The following is a 15,284-nucleotide window of genomic DNA, read 5'->3' on the forward strand; positions in this document are numbered from 1 at the left end:
AGCGAATCCTTCTGCTCGGGCGTTGGTTTTCGCCTCCGGACGATTCGGGAACCCTGTGCCGGCCCAGCCTTCGACTTTCCTGTCCGATCCGTCCGCAGAGGTCTGATGCGGCCGCATCCTGCAACGTCACATGAGTCGATGCCACGCGTCCGCCCGTGCCCGATCACGACGCCGCCAAAGGTAACGAGCGAGGTATGCCGGCATTTACCCGGACGCCTGTGCTCACGAGTCCTGCTTGGATGGGCTGATGCGGGCGAGTGTACAGGACAAGATTATCGACCGCGCCACGGATATCGGTCGAAGGTTGCACCCTGGCAGCATGGCTCCCATGATGACCGCTTGAACGGAGCGCCAAGTTATGCCGATCCCCACGTTGAAAACCCAGTTCGCCGAGTTGATAGCGGCCCCTTCCGTTAGCTGTACACAGCCGGAGCTGGACCAGAGCAATGCGCCGGTCGTCGAGCTGCTGTCCGTTTGGCTCGAGGATTTGGGCTTCACCTGTGAGGTACAGACCGTTACGCCTGGGAAATACAACCTCATCGCGACCCGAGGCACCGGTCCTGGCGGGCTGATCCTGGCAGGGCACACCGACACGGTGCCGTACGACGCCCAGCTGTGGCAGACCGATCCGCTTCGTTTATCCGAAGACGGTGACCGTTGGGTCGGGCTTGGCGTCTGCGACATGAAGGGGTTTTTTGGATTGGCCATCGAGGCCGTGCGGACGATGCTCGACCAGCCGTTCAAACAGCCCTTGATCATCCTTGCGACCTGCGACGAGGAAAGCTCGATGTCCGGCGCGCGTGCGTTGGCCGAGGCAGGGCGCCCACTGGCACGGGCGGCTGTAATCGGCGAGCCGACGGGTCTGCGGCCCATCCGCCTGCACAAGGGCATCATGATGGAACGCATCGATATCCTCGGCCAGAGCGGTCACTCTTCGGACCCGACGCTGGGCCATTCCGCCATGGAGGCGATGCATGAAGTGATGGGGACGCTCATGGGCCTGCGTCGCGAATGGCAGGCCACCTACCGCAATCCGTTGTTCCATGTGCCGCACCCGACGCTCAACCTGGGCTGCATCCATGGGGGCGACAATCCGAATCGGATCTGCGGGCAGTGCTCGCTGGAATTTGATTTGCGCCCGATTCCAGGCATGCAGGCGGACATGTTGCGCGACACGATCCGCCAGCGGCTGCAGCCCATCGCCGAGCGACATAGCGTGGCCATCGACTTCGCTCCGTTGTTTCCGGAAGTGCCTTCGTTCGAGCAATCCGCCGAGGGCGAACTGGTGCGTATTGCCGAGCGTCTTACCGGGCATGACGCCGAAGCGGTGGCATTCGCGACGGAAGCGCCGTATTTTCAGGCGCTGGGGTGTGAAACGCTGGTGTTGGGCCCGGGGGACATCGACTGTGCGCATCAGCCCGGTGAGTTTCTGGACCTTAACCGCATCGATCCGATGGTCCGCGTGTTGCGCGATCTGATCCGGCACTACTGCCTGTAACTTTGAGGAGCCTGTTTTCCGTGCTGCGACGATGAAGATCTGCTGTCCCGTTCCGTTGCGGAACGTTCGTACGCCTGCCGTTTTGCAGGAAAGTCCCTGACCTGAACAGAATTCGTCCATGCTCGATTACGTCAATTGGCTCCGCCATTCCACGCCTTACATCAACGCTCATCGGGACAGCACCTTCGTGGTCATGCTGCCCGGCGACGGTCTTATTCACGCCAATTTCGGCAACATCGTCCACGACCTCGTGCTCTTGCACAGCTTTGGCGTGCGCCTGGTGCTGGTGCATGGGTCGCGCCCGCAGATCGATGAGCGCCTGGCCGCGCGCAACCTCGAACCGCGATACCACCGTGGGCTGCGCATTACCGATACCTCCACGATGGACTGCGTGGTTGATGCTGTAGGTAGCTTACGTATCGCTATCGAGGCGCGGCTGTCGATGGACATGGCCGCATCGCCTATGCAGGGCGCGCGCCTGCGGGTCTCCAGCGGGAACTACGTGACGGCGCGACCCATTGGCGTACTCGATGGCGTGGACCTGCATCACACCGGCGAAGTGCGTCGGCTGGATCGCAAAGGCATCGGGCGGCAGCTCGACGAACGCAACATCGTGCTCTTGTCACCGCTGGGTTATTCGCCGACGGGTGAGGTGTTCAATCTCGCCTGTGAGGACGTCGCCATGCGCGCAGCGGTGGATCTGGGCGCGGACAAGCTGATCCTGTTCGGCGCCGAGCCTGGCCTGATGGATGAGGAGGGCAACCTCATCCGTGAGCTCAGTCCGCAACAGGTGCCGGCTCACGTCGAGCGTCTTGGGCCTACCAACTACCAAGGCGAATTGCTCGATGCTGCCGGGCAGGCGTGCCGGGCCGGGGTAAAGCGCGCGCACGTGGTTAGTTATGCCATCAACGGTTCATTGCTCACCGAACTGTTCACCCGCGACGGCGGTGGCACGATGGTGGATCAGGAACAGTTCGAACAGATTCGCGAAGCGACCATTCAAGACGTCGGGGGTCTGATCGACCTCATCACGCCGTTGGAGGAGCAGGGCATTCTCGTGCGGCGTTCCCGTGAGGTGTTGGAGCGCGAAATCGAACAATTCACCATCGTCGAACGGGACGGGATGATCATTGCCTGTGCCGCGCTCTATCCGATCGATGATTCTCGGGCGGGTGAGCTGGCGTGCCTGGCGGTAAACCCCGAATATCGCCACGGCGGTCGCGGTGACGAGCTGCTCGAACGTATCGAGGCCCGTGCGCGGGCCAAGGGGCTGAACACCCTGTTCGTCCTCACCACCCGGACCGCGCATTGGTTCCGGGAGCGGGGCTTCGAGCCTAGTGGGGTAGAGCGTTTGCCGTCGGCAAGGGCTTCCCTGTACAACTTCCAGCGTAATTCAAAGATTTTCGAGAAAGCGCTGTAGTCGCAGGTCATCGCGTTTAGACGACTGCGGATATGACGGCTGCCTATTTCTACGCCAAGAAGTATCTGATTGCTGCGTTTCTGTAGGGCGGGTGCAACCCGCGCGGGCTAGCCCTACAAGCCGCGGGTTGCACCCGCCCTACGGTTTCCTGCTGCGTGGCAGGCCGAGTGTTTTTAGAGCGATGATTGGCATCAAGTGACATGCGGCGCTGAACCCCAGCGCCTCGCTTGCTTTCAGATGAGTAACATCCCGTAACGCAGGTGCGTCTCGGGTTCGATTCCTCATTCCATCAAGGTGATTGCCATGGGGCTAGGCACAATTCTACTGATCGTGTTGCTGATCATTCTGGTCGGTGGTCTACCGGTGTTCCCTCACTCGCGTAGCTGGGGTTACGGCCCTTCGGGGATCGTGGGAACAATTCTGATCGTCGTGCTGATATTGGTTCTGCTGGGGCATATCTGACGCCCACCGGCCGGCCCGGCTCCTCGTGGAAGCGGGCCGGGCGGCGATGTTTTCGTGGCGTTCTCAAGACGTATCGCGAGCATGGCTGGTCGCAGCCTGGCTCGCTCCCACAGCATCCTTAGCCCCACACAGTCACCAAACCTGTAGGGGCGACGGGGCGGCCGTCCGCTTCAGTCGCGTTGACTGTGCTGGCGCCCCATTAGGTCGCGATCGAGAGAATGCTCGCCTGATACGCCGCAACGAACGTGTCGAAGTCGCCTTCATCCTGACGCTCGGTTTCCACCTGCTGCTCGATCGACTCCCGCGCCATCGCCTCGAACTCGGCTTGTGGGCCGGCCGCTAGCGGACGTCCGCGGAAATAGTCGGCGTGCGCCTCGCTCTGGCGCAGGGAAAACGCTGTGAAGGATTCACCCTGCTGCCGCATTTCCGCCAGCACACGCGCCGATGGGGTCAGCTCGGGGTCGGCGACCTTCGCGCGCTGTTTCGACAGGCTCTGACGATGCCCATCGGTTCCCTCGGCGCGATCCAGCAGCTCGGCGACAGGTTTGAGTTTATCCATCAATTCATTTGCCCAGTCCGTCATCGCGATCGATTCGCCGCGACGGCGGAGTTGCAAATCGGGTTTACGACCCTGCTCCACCACGGACAGGAAGTTGTCCGAGCAGGCTGCGCAGTCACCGTCCTGCAATAACGGGCTCTCGTTCAGCGCGCAGTAGAGGAGGAAGGTATCGAGGAACCGTGCCTCATCCAGATCGATGCCACTGGGCAGGAACGGGTCGATGTCGATGCAGCGAACCTCGATGTACTGGATGCCGCGGGAACGCAGCGCCTGAATGGGCCGTTCGCCGCTACGTGCGACGCGTTTGGGTCGGATGCTCGAGTAGTACTCGTTTTCGATCTGGATGATGTTGGTATTGAGCTGGATCCACTCACCATCGCGCTTGGTGCCGGCTTCGACGTAAGGCGGGTAGGGCGTGGAGACTGCCTTGTGCAGGCTGCCCAGGTAGCTGTCGAGGTCGTTGTAACAGGGCGTCAGCCCCTTTTGCGCGTGGCTCTGGTAGCCCAGATCGCTCATGCGCAGACTGGTTGCGTAGGGCAGGTAGAGCGTATCGGCATCGAACGTTTCAAGCGCGTGAGAGTTGCCACGCAGGAAGTTCTTGTCCAGTGCAGGCGATGCGCCGAACAGGTACATCAGCAACCAGCTGTACCGACGGAAGTTGCGGATGAGACTGATGTAACGCTCCGACTGGAACGCCTGCGCATCCTGCTCCCCGTTTTCCTCAGTGCGTAGCAGTGCCCACAAGTCTTCGGAGACCGAGAAGTTGTAATGGATGCCGGCGATGCACTGCATGGTCTTGCCGTAGCGCAAGGCGAGGCCTTTGCGATAGACGTGTTTCAGCCGGCCGATCAGCGACGTGCCGTAGTAGCCGATCGGGATGTCGGCCTCGTCCGGCAACGGGCAGGGCATCGATGGGCTCCACAGGAGCTCACCATCGAGCTTGCCGTACACGTAACGATGCACGTTATCCAGATGCTCGAGCGTTTGCGCCGGCAGATGGCTGGTGGGCGTCACGAACTCCAGCAGGGCTTCTGCGTAATCGGTGGTGATGCGTTCGTGGGTCAGTGCCGAGCCCAGCGCCACGGGGTGTTCGGTCAGCGCCAAGGTGCCGTCGCGATTGACGCGCAGTGTCTCGCGTTCGATGCCGTGTCGACCTTGGACGAGCAGTGACAGGTGGGCGGGCGCGCCGAGCAATGCCAGGCGACGAGAAAGAAGCTCGCTCAAGATGTGTATTCCTTCCGCAGCGGACTCCCCAAGATGGGGGCGATCCTGCGCACTACAAGTCGGGCATGCGATCGCCAATGACATCGCACGGGCTGCACAGCATGCGCTTGCCGCAGGGCGGGGCGCAATCGCATATACGACGGAATGGGCACTGCCGCCGCCGCAGCCGGGGCGGATGCCATCGATTCAGCGAGCCCGTCAGGCAATGACCGCAAACGTGGACTGAGCCAGGGCGACGAGCTTACCGTTTTGTTCGACGCGTGCTTCGAGCACCTGAGTTTTGCGGCCGGCGTGCAGCACCTTGGCAATGCAGCTCAACTCGCCCTCCGTTACGGGGCGGATGTAGTTGATCTTGCATTCGAGCGTGACGCTCTTGGGAATGCCCTCGGTCAAGCTATGGCTAGCCTGACCAAGGGTGGTGTCGATCAGCGAGAAGAGAGCGCCGCCGTGCAGCTTGCCGTGCAGGTTGCGCAACTCGTCCTTCATGCTCATGTGGACCTCGGCCTCGCCGTTTTCCACACGAACGATGCGCAGGCCGAGCAGTCGCCCGAAGGCACTGCTGGCGCCGATCTCTTCTTTCTGCAGGCTCATCTCACTTCCTCAGTTGTTTGGCGTTGGCGAACAGCGCCGCCATGCCTCCGGTCGCGGGTGCCGGCTTGTCCTGGCGGGAGTGACGTTCGCTGCGAGGTGATTGACCTTGGCCCTGGCGCTGTCCGCCGCGTTGGCCTTCGACCTTTTCCCCGGGCGTATCACCCATGCGCATGGACAGCCCGACACGGTTACGCGGGATGTCCACTTCCATCACTTTGACTTTGACGATATCACCGGCCTTCACCACTTCGCGCGGGTCTTTGACGAATTTCTCGGACAGCGCGCTGATGTGCACCAGACCATCCTGGTGGACACCAATGTCCACGAACGCACCGAAATTGGTCACGTTGGTCACGACGCCTTCGAGCACCATGCCTGGCTTGAGGTCTTTGAGCGTCTCAACGCCTTCCTGGAATTCAGCGGTCTTGAACTCGGGGCGCGGGTCGCGGCCGGGTTTGTCCAGCTCGCCGAGAATGTCGGTCACCGTCGGCAACCCGAAGGTCTCGTCGGTGAATTGCTTCGGGTCCAGACGCTTGAGGAAGCCTGAGTCACCGATCAGCGAACGAATGTCGCGGCCGGTGTCCGTGGCGATGCGCTGGACCAATGGATAGGTCTCCGGGTGCACGGCGGAGGCGTCCAGCGGGTTGTCCCCGTTCATGACGCGGAGGAAGCCGGCGGCCTGCTCGAACGTCTTGTCGCCCAGGCGTGGCACTTTTTTCAAGGCATCACGGCTGTTGAAAGCGCCATTGGCATCGCGGAACTGCACGATGTTCTGTGCCAGCGTCGCGTTAAGGCCGGAGATGCGTGCCAGCAGGGCAGCGGACGCGGTATTCACGTCGACGCCGACGGCGTTCACGCAGTCTTCGACGACCGCATCCAGCGAGCGGGCGAGCTTGAGCTGCGACACATCGTGCTGGTATTGGCCGACGCCGATGGACTTCGGGTCGATCTTCACCAGTTCCGCCAGCGGGTCCTGCAGGCGACGGGCAATGGACACGGCGCCCCGCAGCGACACGTCCAGGTCCGGGAATTCCTTCGCCGCCAGTTCCGAGGCGGAGTACACCGAGGCACCCGCTTCGCTGACCATGATTTTCGTCAGGCCAAGGCCCGGCACTTGCTTGATGAGGTCGGCGGCAAGCTTGTCGGTTTCGCGGCTGGCAGTGCCGTTACCGATGGCGATCAGATCGACACCGTGCTTGGCGCAGAGCTTGGCGAGCACAGCAAGGGTGCCATTCCAGTCATTTCGTGGTGCGTGGGGATAAACAGTGGCCGTGTCCAGCACCTTGCCGGTGCGGTCCACCACGGCCACCTTGCAGCCGGTGCGCAGGCCGGGGTCAAGGCCGAGCGTGGCGCGCGGGCCGGCAGGCGCCGCTAGCAGCAGATCGTGCAGATTTCGCGCGAAAACGCTGATGGCCTCGTCTTCGGCGCTGTCGCGCACTTCGCCCAGCAGGTCGGTTTCCAGCGAGGTATAGAGCTTGACCTTCCAGGTCCAACGGACCACTTCGCCGAGCCACTTGTCCGCCGCGCGACCCTGGTTCGCGATACCAAAACGCTCGCCGATCATGCCTTCGCATGGATGCATCGTGCCGGGAAGTTCTTCGCCGACCTTCAGGCTCGCGCTGAGGATCCCTTCGTTGCGACCACGGAAAATCGCCAATGCGCGGTGCGAGGGCACCTTGTTCAAGGGCTCGTCGTGTTCGAAATAGTCGCTGAACTTGGCACCTTCGTTTTCTTTGCCCGTCACGACACGAGCGCTGAGCGTCGCGTTGTCCTTGAGGAAGCCCCGGAGCTTGGCGAGCAGATCGGCATCTTCGGCGAAACGCTCCATGAGGATGTACTTAGCCCCTTCAAGGACCGCCTTGACGTCGGCGTAGCCTTTCTCTGCATCGACGAAGCGCGCGGCTTCCGCTTCAGGGTTCAGGCTCGGATCACCGAACAGGCCGTCGGCCAACTCGCCCAAGCCGGCTTCCAGGGCGATCTGGCCCTTGGTGCGGCGCTTCTGCTTGTAGGGCAGATAGAGGTCTTCTAAGCGAGTCTTGGTGTCAGCAAGGTTGATCTCACGGGCGAGCTCGGGGGTGAGCTTACCTTGCTCCTCGATGCTGGCGAGGATACTGGCGCGGCGTTCGTCCAACTCGCGCAGGTAACGCAAGCGTTCTTCCAAGGTGCGCAGTTGGGTGTCGTCGAGGCTGCCGGTCACTTCTTTCCGGTAACGGGCGATGAAGGGCACAGTGGAGCCTTCGTCGAGCAGAGCCACGGCGGCGGCGACCTGTTGCGGGCGAACGCCCAGTTCTTCGGCGATACGCGTGTTGATGCTGTCCATGAGAAAACCTGGTCTGGAGAAACGAAGCAGGCGTCGAGCGCCGCGAAAACCGCGGGAGTATACCGATGCGCTTCGCGCAGGTCAGGCGCCGTTGGACAGCGGGGCTGCAAGGGAAACCCACGCGATGGGCGTAAAATCTGTTAACAATGGCCGGGAACGCGGCCATTTCCGCTACGTCATAATGCCCGGCAGTCTGAATTGGAGTTCCTATGAGCAACAGCACCCCGGTAGCCGAGGGCGAGAAGATCCTGGTAGTCGATGACGATGCACGCCTGCGTCGTTTGCTTGAGCGTTTCCTGGACGAGCAGGGCTATCGTGTCAGAGCCGTCGAGAACACCGAGCAGATGGACCGTCTGCTGTCTCGCGAGCTGTTCCACATCATCGTGCTTGATCTCATGATGCCGGGCGAGGACGGATTGTCCGCCTGCAAGCGCCTGCGCGAATCGAACAATCAAGTGCCGATCATCATGCTTACCGCCAAGGGTGACGAAGGCAGTCGCATCCAGGGCCTGGAAGGCGGTGCCGACGACTACCTGGCCAAGCCATTCAACCCACGTGAATTGCTTGCGCGCATCAAGGCCGTGCTGCGGCGTCAGGCGCCTGTAGTTCCGGGCGCGCCGTCCAGCGAAGATGCGACCGTCACCTTCGGTGATTACTCGCTGTCCCTGGCGACCCGCGAGCTGCGCAAGGGCGATGAAGTGCACATGCTGACGACCGGTGAGTTCGCCGTGCTCAAGGCGCTGGTGCAGCATGCCCGCGAGCCATTGACCCGCGACAAGCTGATGAACCTGGCCCGTGGCCGCGAATGGGATGCGCTGGAACGCTCCATCGACGTACAGATCTCCCGTCTGCGTCGCCTGATTGAGCCGGACCCGTCCAAGCCACGTTACATTCAAACGGTCTGGGGCGTCGGTTACGTCTTCGTGCCGGATGGCAACAAGTGACACCTGCGCAGGCGAAGGCCCGCGCACTTGATGGATTCGCATCAATTCGGACCGTAGCAATACGGTCCGAAGCAATCGACCTACGGCCCCGCGCCTGATGAAAACCCCGCTCTGGTTCCCGCAAAGCTTCTTCGCCAGGACTCTTTGGCTAGTCTTGGTCGTCGTGCTGTTCTCCAAGGCATTGACGCTGGTCTACCTCATGGCCAACGAAGACATGATCGTCGACCGCCAGTACAGCCATGGTGCAGCGTTGACCCTGCGCGCCTATTGGGCCGCCGATCCGGAAGACCGTCCACGAATCGCGAAGGCGGCTGGCCTAAAAGTCGAGCCGCGTGAAGCCGTTCCGCCGGGTGAGTACCACTGGCCGTACAGCCCTATCTTCGAAAGCCAGATGCAGGATGAATTGGGTGCGGACACCGAGGTGCGTTACCGCATCCAAAGCCCGCCAAGTCTGTGGATCCATGCGCCGAGCTTAGGGCCGGACTGGATCAAAGTACCCATGTACCCCCATCCACTACGCGGGCAACGCATCTGGAGCGTATTGGGTTGGTTCTTTGGTATTGGCTTTCTGTCCACCGCTGCCGCCTGGATTTTCGTCCGCCAACTCAATGCCCCTCACAAGCGACTGGTGGAGGCCGCTCGCCAATTCGGTCGTGGCCGAAAGGTGCGGTTGGAAGTCGGCGATACACCGAGCGAGATGGGCGATCTGTACCGCGCGTTCAACCAAATGGCGGAAGACATCGAGCAGGCTGCCCAGGAGCGTGAACTCATGCTGGCCGGCGTCTCGCATGATCTGCGCACGCCGCTAACGCGGCTACGCCTGTCGCTGGAGTTGATGAGCCAGGACGCCGAGCTGACCGAAGACATGGTCCGCGACATCGAGGACATGGATCAAATCCTCGGCCAATTCCTTGCGTTCGTTCGTGACGGGCGCGACGAGCCGGTGGAGATTGGTGATCTTGGCTCCCTGATCAACGAAGTCGCAGCGCCTTACAACAACACCGAACCCCGTGTCAGGCTGTTCCTCGAACCGCTACCGGATTTCCCCCTGCGGCGGGTATCGATGAAGCGCCTGCTGGTCAACCTCATCGAGAACGCACTCAACCATGGCGGCGCCAATGGGGTCGAGGTTGCGGCCTTCGTGTCTGGCGATTCCAGCGCGCCCTATATCGTGCTCAGCGTGCTCGACCGGGGCGCAGGCATCGAGCCTGGTGAACTGGAAAGCATCTTCAATCCCTTCACCCGTGGTGATCGCGCGCGCAGCACCAAGGGCACTGGCTTGGGCCTCGCTATCGTCAAGCGCATCGCCGCGCTACATGGCGGCAGCGTCGAGTTGCGCAACCGCTCCGGCGGCGGGCTCGAAGCACGGGTTTTGTTGCCTGTGGGATTGATGCTGCCGCGCGGCGCGGCATGATGGGCCGCTTCGGTTAAGACGTCATAGCATTTACTCGGCAATTGGCTAACCTCTATTGCGGTCCTATCTATCGTGAGCGCCTCGCAACAGCGTTCTGAAAGGTTCGGCTCATCGCATCAAATGCACCTGAAGCAGGAGAAATCGCCCATATGACCACCTTGTTGTTTTATCGGGATATCAAGGCGCTGAACCGTGAGGAACACAAAGCGCTGAGGCTTCAGCCCGTCGAGAACAGTGCCTTCGCCGCTGGCATGCACCTAGTGCCGCTGGCGGGGCTCGAATTCTTCCAGGCGGTCCGGCACTACCCGATCGTGTTCATCGGCGAAAAAGAGAAGCCAACCCCCATCGCGCTGCTTGGATTGGAGAAGGGGCACAACGGTTACCTCGATCGTGCCAAGCAGTGGCAGACCAACACGTATATTCCGGCTTTCGTGCGGCGCTACCCGTTCGTGCTGGCGGCGGATGGTGAGAGCAACTTCACGGTGTGTTTCGATGCAGCCTATGAGGGTTGGGGCAACGAAGGGCGCGCGCTCTTTGAAGAGGATGGCCGAAATACGCCTTTTCTCGATGAGATGATCGGCTTCCTACAGAACTTCACCAAGGAAATGGAGCGAACTCAGCACTTCGCGAGCAAGCTCGTAGAGCTGAATCTGCTAGAAAGTCGCTCGCTCAAACTGACTCACCGAGGCGGCGCGCAATTCACGCTGAACGACTTCCAGGCGGTGAACGAGGAGCGCTTCTTGGCGTTGCCGGATGAGCAGGTGCTCGAACTGAATCGGCTCGGCTTCCTGGGCTGGATCTATGCGCACCTGATGTCGCTGGGCAATGCGAATCACCTGTTCGAGCATTACTTGGCGTCGAAAGAGCGGCAGGGATAGGTTGATCACCAGCTAATGCTTGCTGGCTGGGCAAACACGCGCGGCTTGTAGGGGCGGCTTTAGCCGCGAATGCGCTGTGAAGGCCAGCACCGTCATCGCGGCTAAAGCCGCCCCTACAGAGAGTGTGGTTGTTGCGCGACAGGGCAATGTTGTAAGCGGGTGACAAAAACATGAACCGCCGAGATCGAATGCGGCGTTACCAAAGTCTCTTACCAAGCCAGCCGCCCGCCGCTCAATTCGGCGCGCTTGCCATACGGCCAGGCGTGGTTCTCACTGCCGTGGCCAACTGGGAGCCCGCCGTACAGTGGAATGCCGAATGGCGCCAGGTGCTCGGCGAAGATCTCCTCCAGACTGTGGGTCACGTTCTTCCGCGGGCATTCGGTGAAATGACCCAAACACACGGCCTTCACGCGTGCAGTGTTCAACCCGCGCAGCAGCTGGTAAAGGCTACGTTCCAGACGGTAGTAGGATTCGCCGACATCTTCCAGCAGCAAGATCGCCTCGTCGGGCACGTATAACCCGTCTTCGGATCCCGCCGCGCTGGCCAAGGCGGTAAGGTTGCCGCCGATGAGTTCACCGCTGACGCCCGCGCTTGGGCCAGCAATGTGTGTCAGGTCGAAATGCCCGTGGCCTGAATCGAGCAGCTGCGCCAATGAGTCCAGCGAAGCCTCGCGCTCGGCGCATTCGCGGTCATCGTCCGGTATGGCATGGCCCAATGCGCCCGCTTGCGGTCCATGGATCGCGGGCAATCCGTGACGGTGAAACGCGCTCAGCAGGACGGAAATGTCGGAAAAGCCAACGAGCGGTCGTGGCGACGCACGTTTCAGCAATGCCCAGTCGATACCGGGGAGCAGCTGTGCACATCCATACCCGCCGCGTAAGCACCAGACCATCGATACATCAGGCGCCTCGAATGCTGCATGCAGGTCTGCCAGGCGTTGTTCGACCGTGCCAGCCAAGTAACGATGGCGAGCCGTAGCGTAGGTGCCGAGTTGGTAGTCGATACCGAGCGCATCGAGCTTGCGCAACGTGGCTTCGAGCTGCGCCTCCGCGATCGCGGACGCTGGCGCGATCAATGCAACTTTGCCTGGTAAGTGGAAGCCGTCGTGCATCAGCCTTTGCCTCGGGTGCGCGTCAGCCCGTGTTCGGCGTTCTTTTCCAGGTATTCGATGATCATGCCGGCAACATCCTTACCGGTCGTGGTCTCGATGCCTTCCAGGCCAGGCGACGAATTGACCTCCATCACCAAGGGTCCGTGGTTGGAACGCAGGATATCCACCCCGGCCACGTTCAACCCCATGACTTTGGCGGCCCGGATAGCGGTCGAGCGTTCCTCGGGGGTGATCTTGATCAGGCTTGCGGTACCGCCTCGATGCAGATTCGAGCGGAATTCACCGGGCGGCGCTTGGCGTTTCATGGCCGCAATGACCTTGTCGCCGACGACGAAACAGCGAATGTCGGCGCCGCCGGCCTCGCGAATGTATTCCTGCACCATGATGTTCTGCTTGAGTCCCATAAAGGCTTCGAGCACGGATTCCGCCGCCTTCTCGGTCTCGCACATGACGACACCGATCCCCTGGGTGCCTTCCAGCAGCTTGATCACCAACGGGGCGCCACCGACCATCTGGATCAAGTCAGGCACGTCATCCGGAGAGTGCGCGAAACCAGTCACTGGCAGCCCGAGGCCCTTGCGGGAGAGCAGCTGCAGTGAACGCAACTTGTCACGCGAGCGACTGATTGCCACGGATTCATTCAGCGGAAACGTACCCATCATCTCGAATTGCCGCAGCACTGCGCAGCCATAGAAGGTGACCGAGGCGCCGATGCGCGGGATCACCGCATCGAAGCCTTCCAACGGCTGGCCGCGGTAGTGAATCTGCGGCTTATGGCTGGCGATATTCATGTACGCACGCAAGGTGTCGATCACGCGCACTTCATGGCCGCGTTGTTGCGCCGCTTCGATCAGCCGGCGAGTGGAATACAAACGCGGATTGCGCGACAGGATGGCGATCTTCATTGGGCACCGGAGGGTGAGGAAAGCTGAGGTTTGTCTTGGACGTACTTCAACGCGGGATTGACGACGAGCGCGGCCGCGACCAAAGCCTTGGCGCCCAGCAATACACGGTATTGCATGGTCTTGCGGCTCGCTAAAGTGAACTCCACCGGCCAGCTTCGATCACCTAAGGTGAGAAGGGTTCGGATGACGTGACGCGTCTGTGCGTGGCCGTTGGAGCTCTTGATGATCTTCACCGCGACAAGCTCCGCTTCGCAGCGATGACGGCGCTGCACCTGCGTGCCAATGTAGGCCGTGAAGCGTACCCACGGGGTGCCATCGCGTTCGAATTCCTGAACATCGCTGGCATGCAGCGCAGAAGTGCTGGCGCCTGTATCAATTTTCGCGCGTAGGCCGACCAGGCCGAGCTCAGGCAGGTTGATCCATTCGCGCAGGCCGACGACGGAGAGATGGTCGAAAGTCTTCAAATCGGGATTCCAGCAGGGCTTGACGGCATTCTAGTGGCCTGTCTGGTTGGGTTGCGAGTACGGTCGTGCCGAAAAGGGCGGTGAACCTGTGTCGCGCAGTGAATCGGTTTTCCCTACAGCGTTCGCCAGCCGGGAATTTGCGCGGGCATACGAGCTAAGACCGCTGCGATGAGCGTACGTTTGCGGCCATCGCTGTTTCATGGTGCGATGAGCACCTGTCCACCAATGAGATGCTGCATGAGCGAAAAGAGCGACAACAGGGTTCGCCTCGATAAGTGGCTGTGGGCGGCGCGTTTTTACAAGACGCGTGCTATTGCCAAGGAGGCGATCGAAGGCGGCAAGGTGCATTGCGCCGGCGAGCGCTGCAAGCCTAGCAAGGAACCCAAGGTGGGTGAAAAGCTGACGCTGCGGACCGGGTTCGACGAGCGAACGGTGGTGGTTCGCGCGCTGTCGGCGGTACGCCGGGGAGCGCCCGAGGCGCAGACGTTGTATGAGGAAACGCCGGAAAGCGTGCAGCAGCGTGAGAAAGCCGCCGCGATGCGCAAAGCCGGTGCGTTGGGCGTGCAGACCGAAGGTCGCCCTACTAAGAAGCAGCGTCGGCAGCTCTACTACCTACGGGGCGGAACCGGTGAATGGCACGACGACGAGGGGTAGGGCACCACCCGTCGTCAGCTCGGTATCAGGCTGCCTTGTTTACCGCTGAAACACCGCGATACGGCGTACGCCCGGTATGTGTAGAGCTACGGCGATGAACGGCCGTGCCAGCCATTCCAGCAGCATCGCGACGCCTGCCGCAAGGGGCGTGCAATAGCCCCACGCCAAGCCCAAAAGGGCGATTGCCATGCCGCTGGCAAAGTCATCACTGAACCAGTGAGCGCCGGCCACGAGACGTGGTAAGCATAGGAAGAGGGCTAGCGCCAGTATGGCGACGCGCCGGCGTCCCTCGCAGAACATCATCATGAACAATCCCCAGGCCAGCAGCACCGTGGCGTGGTCGCCGGGAAAGCTCTTGCTCGATCGATCCTTCACTTCGCCGATACGCTCGAGCATGGGAAATTGATCGCTAAGGTGGACAGTGCTGGCGATCTGCATCGATGGGCTTGCATGTTGCCAACCCAAGTGTTCGCCAACCTTCGTCACGATGATCCGGATCACGAGGACCGTCAGTAGCACGCCCAGAAACGTGAACAAGGCGTGGCGCACGCCAGCCCTTGGGAAGATCCAATCCTCGCGGATCAATAGGCATAGCATCATGCCGCCGACGAGCACGTCAAAAACGCGGGTACTGGCCAATGCCCAGAACAGATCCCAGGCGCGAACCTGACCCAGAGAACCATTGAGCAGATGAAACGCCTCGACGTCGAGTAGGTTCCATAGCCCATTCGATGGCGACCAGAGCCAACTGCCGAGTAGGGCCAATGCCAAGAGGTGAAGAAGAAACCATGAAGCAGGGCGCCAGCGCGCCTCGGGAGTCTGGAGCAGCATAGCCAACC

Annotated in this window: 14 protein-coding genes; 7 read left to right on the forward strand and 7 right to left on the reverse strand. The window is 61.3% G+C overall.

The genetic code is table 11. The annotated features are described in order from the left end of the window. Positions 1–358: 358 nt before the first annotated feature. From argE to IEY47_RS10805, 3 genes are all read left to right on the forward strand, one after another. Positions 359–1,498: an acetylornithine deacetylase gene (gene argE, locus IEY47_RS10795; RefSeq protein WP_188983230.1), complete on the forward strand. Its 1,140-nt coding sequence runs from the start codon at positions 359–361 to the stop codon at positions 1,496–1,498. A 118-nt stretch (positions 1,499–1,616) separates the two neighbouring features. After that, positions 1,617–2,918, forward strand: a complete 1,302-nt coding sequence (gene argA / locus IEY47_RS10800) for an amino-acid N-acetyltransferase (RefSeq protein WP_188983231.1) — start codon at positions 1,617–1,619, stop codon at positions 2,916–2,918. A 303-nt stretch (positions 2,919–3,221) separates the two neighbouring features. After that, positions 3,222–3,380 carry a DUF3309 family protein gene (locus tag IEY47_RS10805; protein ID WP_188983232.1) on the forward strand — a complete coding sequence of 53 codons (159 nt, stop codon included), beginning with the start codon at positions 3,222–3,224 and terminating at the stop codon, positions 3,378–3,380. Positions 3,381–3,579: 199 nt separating this feature from the next. Here IEY47_RS10805 and gshA read toward each other — a convergent pair whose 3' ends face one another. The 3 genes from gshA to IEY47_RS10820 form a co-directional block, all read right to left on the reverse strand. Continuing rightward, positions 3,580–5,163 carry a glutamate--cysteine ligase gene (gshA, locus tag IEY47_RS10810; RefSeq protein ID WP_188983233.1) on the reverse strand — a complete coding sequence of 528 codons (1,584 nt, stop codon included), beginning with the start codon at positions 5,161–5,163 and terminating at the stop codon, positions 3,580–3,582. A gap of 198 nt (positions 5,164–5,361) precedes the next feature. Continuing rightward, positions 5,362–5,754 carry a PaaI family thioesterase gene (locus IEY47_RS10815; protein ID WP_188983234.1) on the reverse strand — a complete coding sequence of 131 codons (393 nt, stop codon included), beginning with the start codon at positions 5,752–5,754 and terminating at the stop codon, positions 5,362–5,364. A 1-nt stretch (position 5,755) separates the two neighbouring features. After that, positions 5,756–8,074 (reverse strand): Tex family protein, encoded by a 2,319-nt coding sequence (locus tag IEY47_RS10820; RefSeq protein WP_188983235.1) that lies wholly within the window; start codon positions 8,072–8,074, stop codon positions 5,756–5,758. A 209-nt stretch (positions 8,075–8,283) separates the two neighbouring features. Here IEY47_RS10820 and ompR point away from each other — a divergent pair, with 209 nt between their 5' ends. The 3 genes from ompR (at position 8,284) to IEY47_RS10835 (ending at position 11,310) form a co-directional block, all read left to right on the forward strand. Then, complete coding sequence (ompR, locus tag IEY47_RS10825; RefSeq protein ID WP_188983236.1) at positions 8,284–9,018, forward strand: osmolarity response regulator transcription factor OmpR; 735 nt, start codon at positions 8,284–8,286, stop codon at positions 9,016–9,018. A 97-nt stretch (positions 9,019–9,115) separates the two neighbouring features. Beyond that, positions 9,116–10,432: an ATP-binding protein gene (locus IEY47_RS10830; RefSeq protein ID WP_188983237.1), complete on the forward strand. Its 1,317-nt coding sequence runs from the start codon at positions 9,116–9,118 to the stop codon at positions 10,430–10,432. A gap of 149 nt (positions 10,433–10,581) precedes the next feature. Continuing rightward, positions 10,582–11,310 carry a SapC family protein gene (locus tag IEY47_RS10835; protein WP_188983238.1) on the forward strand — a complete coding sequence of 243 codons (729 nt, stop codon included), beginning with the start codon at positions 10,582–10,584 and terminating at the stop codon, positions 11,308–11,310. Between the two features lie 209 nt (positions 11,311–11,519). Here IEY47_RS10835 and IEY47_RS10840 read toward each other — a convergent pair whose 3' ends face one another. Genes IEY47_RS10840 through rimB form a run of 3 tightly spaced genes read right to left on the reverse strand, consistent with a single transcriptional unit; the run spans position 11,520 to position 13,791 of the window. Then, the gene (locus IEY47_RS10840) at positions 11,520–12,422 is read right to left on the reverse strand and encodes a S66 peptidase family protein (protein WP_188983239.1); all 903 of its coding nucleotides are present in this window, start codon (positions 12,420–12,422) and stop codon (positions 11,520–11,522) included. Beyond that, positions 12,422–13,327: a 30S ribosomal protein S6--L-glutamate ligase gene (gene rimK / locus IEY47_RS10845; protein ID WP_188983240.1), complete on the reverse strand. Its 906-nt coding sequence runs from the start codon at positions 13,325–13,327 to the stop codon at positions 12,422–12,424. The genes IEY47_RS10840 and rimK overlap by 1 nt, the downstream gene beginning before the upstream one ends. Beyond that, complete coding sequence (gene rimB, locus IEY47_RS10850) at positions 13,324–13,791, reverse strand: retropepsin-like aspartic endopeptidase RimB (RefSeq protein WP_188983241.1); 468 nt, start codon at positions 13,789–13,791, stop codon at positions 13,324–13,326. The genes rimK and rimB overlap by 4 nt, the downstream gene beginning before the upstream one ends. Positions 13,792–14,028: 237 nt before the next feature. On the opposite strand from rimB, the gene hslR reads away from it, so the two are divergent. Next, positions 14,029–14,445, forward strand: coding sequence for a ribosome-associated heat shock protein Hsp15 (hslR, locus tag IEY47_RS10855; RefSeq protein WP_188983242.1), 417 nt, complete (start codon positions 14,029–14,031; stop codon positions 14,443–14,445). Positions 14,446–14,484: 39 nt separating this feature from the next. Here the strand turns inward: hslR and IEY47_RS10860 are convergent, their stop codons facing one another. After that, positions 14,485–15,276 (reverse strand): phosphatase PAP2 family protein, encoded by a 792-nt coding sequence (locus IEY47_RS10860; protein WP_188983243.1) that lies wholly within the window; start codon positions 15,274–15,276, stop codon positions 14,485–14,487. Positions 15,277–15,284 lie beyond the last annotated feature (8 nt).

Origin of the sequence: Pseudomonas matsuisoli (genome assembly GCF_014647635.1) — a bacterium.
Taxonomy (GTDB): Bacteria; Pseudomonadota; Gammaproteobacteria; order Pseudomonadales; family Pseudomonadaceae; genus Pseudomonas_P; species Pseudomonas_P matsuisoli.

Coding starts and splice junctions, on each gene's coding strand:
- argE (WP_188983230.1), top strand. CDS start 359: ATGCCGATCCCCACGTTGAAAACCCAGTTCGCCGAGTTGATAGCGGCC.
- argA (WP_188983231.1), top strand. CDS start 1,617: ATGCTCGATTACGTCAATTGGCTCCGCCATTCCACGCCTTACATCAAC.
- IEY47_RS10805 (WP_188983232.1), top strand. CDS start 3,222: ATGGGGCTAGGCACAATTCTACTGATCGTGTTGCTGATCATTCTGGTC.
- IEY47_RS10815 (WP_188983234.1), bottom strand. CDS start 5,754: ATGAGCCTGCAGAAAGAAGAGATCGGCGCCAGCAGTGCCTTCGGGCGA.
- IEY47_RS10820 (WP_188983235.1), bottom strand. CDS start 8,074: ATGGACAGCATCAACACGCGTATCGCCGAAGAACTGGGCGTTCGCCCG.
- ompR (WP_188983236.1), top strand. CDS start 8,284: ATGAGCAACAGCACCCCGGTAGCCGAGGGCGAGAAGATCCTGGTAGTC.
- IEY47_RS10830 (WP_188983237.1), top strand. CDS start 9,116: ATGAAAACCCCGCTCTGGTTCCCGCAAAGCTTCTTCGCCAGGACTCTT.
- IEY47_RS10835 (WP_188983238.1), top strand. CDS start 10,582: ATGACCACCTTGTTGTTTTATCGGGATATCAAGGCGCTGAACCGTGAG.
- IEY47_RS10840 (WP_188983239.1), bottom strand. CDS start 12,422: ATGCACGACGGCTTCCACTTACCAGGCAAAGTTGCATTGATCGCGCCA.
- rimK (WP_188983240.1), bottom strand. CDS start 13,327: ATGAAGATCGCCATCCTGTCGCGCAATCCGCGTTTGTATTCCACTCGC.
- hslR (WP_188983242.1), top strand. CDS start 14,029: ATGAGCGAAAAGAGCGACAACAGGGTTCGCCTCGATAAGTGGCTGTGG.
- IEY47_RS10860 (WP_188983243.1), bottom strand. CDS start 15,276: ATGCTGCTCCAGACTCCCGAGGCGCGCTGGCGCCCTGCTTCATGGTTT.